The 2,449-nt window shown below is 72.4% G+C and carries 2 protein-coding genes; both read left to right on the top strand.

Annotation, left to right across the window (positions count from 1 at the left end; translation table 11 throughout):
• Positions 1–21 precede the first annotated feature (21 nt).
• Positions 22–1,881: a DUF5693 family protein gene (locus QOL99_RS16480; RefSeq protein WP_407650214.1), complete on the top strand. Its 1,860-nt coding sequence runs from the start codon at positions 22–24 to the stop codon at positions 1,879–1,881.
• A 130-nt stretch (positions 1,882–2,011) separates the two neighbouring features.
• Positions 2,012–2,449 (top strand): polysaccharide pyruvyl transferase family protein (locus tag QOL99_RS16475; RefSeq protein WP_285525409.1); only part of this gene is annotated, 438 nt, incomplete at its 3' end.

Below are 2,449 nucleotides of genomic sequence, written 5' to 3'. Positions count from 1 at the left end.
CCGCCCGCACCGGGGGGAGCACTGGCCCCCGCCACGCCGCTGCCGCCCGCGAGCCGCCACCGCCTGACGTGGCCGCTGCTGGGCGTGATCCTGCTCTCGCTGATTCCGGCGCTGGGGCTGGCCTGGGACCGGGTGAACCACGAACAGGGGGAAAAGACGGTCGCGCTGGTCATGGACTACCCCGCGCTGGCGGTGCAGGCGCAGCGGGTGGGCCTGACCCCGCAGGCGCTGCTGGACCGCTACAAGGCGCTGGGCGTCAACGGGGTCGCCGTCTACGAGGACGTGATTGGCAACCGCGAGCAACGCGGCGAGCTGTACGTGAAGCGGGGCGCGGACCTCGCCGCCGAGAACCCCGGAGAAGACGTCAACCCGCAGTGGGTCTATATGCGGGAGCTGCAGCCGGGGGCGCTGGACGGCCTGCCGGAGCGCTACACCATTCCCACCCGGGAGGTCCGGATTGCGGGGCAGACCTGGCTGGAGTGGCCCACCGACCCCTCCTTCCTGCCCGCCGGGCCGAATACGGAGCTGATCGCGGACCTGCGGGCGCAGAACCTCGTGACCGTCTACCGCCCCTACGACGACGTGGCGGTCCGGGTCCCCGGCGCGGACTGGCCGGACGTGCCCTACGTCGCCTTTACCGGGGACGAGGTCATCGGGGCGCGGACCCCGGAGCGGCTGGAGCAGATTGACCGGGCGATGGCAGGCCGCCTGCCCGCCCTGATCGAGGGCTCGGAGCAGCGCGGCCTGGACACGCTGATCGAGGACCGGGGAGGGGTGCGGACCTTTACCCTCAGTCCCGCGTGGCAAAACCGCCTGCCCCCGGAGGAGGTCGCGAGCAAGTACAACCTCGCCGCGCGGGAACGGGGGCACCGCCTGCTGTACATCCGCCCCTACCCCACCGTGAACGAGACCGAGGACCTGCTGCGCCGCACCTCTGAACTGCTGGAGCGCTCGGGCCTGACGGTGGGCACCCCGGACGTGCGGCCCTACGCGCCGAACGACACCCTGCGCTGGCTGAGCCTGCTGGGGCCGCTCGCCGCCGCGCTGCTGCTGGGGCTGAGTTTCCCGCTGGCGCGGCTGGGGCTGCTGGTGATGGCGGGGGTGACCGGGCTGGCCCTCGCGCTGAACAGTCTGGACGGCTTCCAGCCCTTCGCGGGCGCGGCGCTGCTGGCCGCCGTGACCTTTCCGGCGCTGGGGCTGGTGCTGCGGCGCTCCCGGGTGACCGACTGGTTCCTGGCGACGGGTCTGTCGCTGGTCGGCGTGCTGTTCGTGTCGGCGCTGGGGGCCGACCGCGACAGCGTGCTGGGCCTGGAACCCTTCCGGGGGGTGGGGCTGACCCTGCTGGTCCCGCTGGTGCTGGTGGCCCTGAGCTTCCTGCCCCGGCAGGACCTGCGGAAGACCGCGCGGGACCTCTACGCCTCGCCCATCCGGCTGGGCGACATCGCCGTGATGGGGCTGGGGCTGGCCGTGTTCGCGCTGGTGTTCCTGCGCCGGGGCAACGTCAGCGCGGTGGGCGTGAGCGACGTGGAGGCGCAACTGCGGCAGGGATTGCAGGACTCCATCGTGCGGCCCCGCTTCAAGGAACTCGCCGGGCATCCGCTCGCCCTGGTGGGCCTGAGCGGAGTGCTCCCGGGGTACTTCAGCCCGCTGCTGATTCTGGGCGGCGTGGTCGGGCAGGCCAGCATCCTGAACACCTTCTCGCACTTTCACACGCCGCTGCTGATCAGCGCCGCCCGCTGCTTTATCGGGCTGGGCGCGGGGCTGCTGCTGGGACTGGTCGCCATTCCGGTCGTGCGCTGGCTGCTGCGGCTGTGGCAGACCTGGGGTGCGAGAGGGGCCAGCCGCCAGCCGTCAGCGACCAGCGGGGGGAGCCGGGCATGAGCGGGATTCCGCTCCGTTCCAGACTTCCCGGGAAATCACCGGGAAGTCTTCCACTCCACGAAACCCCGCCTTGCTCCCTCTCCCTTCGGTCGGGCCAGCGCCGGAGGGCACGGCACTGGCCGGAGGTTCTATGAGGGTCGCCGTCAGCGGGTACTACGGCTTCGGGAACACGGGGGACGAGGCCATCGCCCTTGCCATCACCCGCGAGCTGAAGGCCGCCGGGCACACGCCGCTGCTGCTGTCGAACACGCCCGCCGAGACAGCCCGGCTCTACGGGAGCGAGAGTGCGCCCCGCATGCAGCCCGTGGGCCTGCTGGGGGCGCTGGCCCGCTCACAGGTGTTGCTCTCGGGCGGCGGCGGGCTGTTGCAGGACGGGACGAGCGCCCGGACATTGACCTATTACCTGGGGGTGATCCGGCTGGCCCGGCTGCTGGGCAAACGGGCCGTGGTCTTCAACCAGAGCGTCGGCCCGCTGAGCGAGGCGGGCGGGCGGCGGGTCGCGGCGGCGCTGGGGGGCGTGCCCCTGATCGTGCGTGACCGGGGCAGCCTGGAGACGCTGCGGGGGCTG

This window comes from Deinococcus rhizophilus (genome assembly GCF_030271215.1).
Lineage (GTDB): Bacteria > Deinococcota > Deinococci > Deinococcales > Deinococcaceae > Deinococcus > Deinococcus rhizophilus.
Note: the sequence above shows the minus strand (reverse complement) of the source record. Positions and strands in the feature narration are given on the sequence as shown.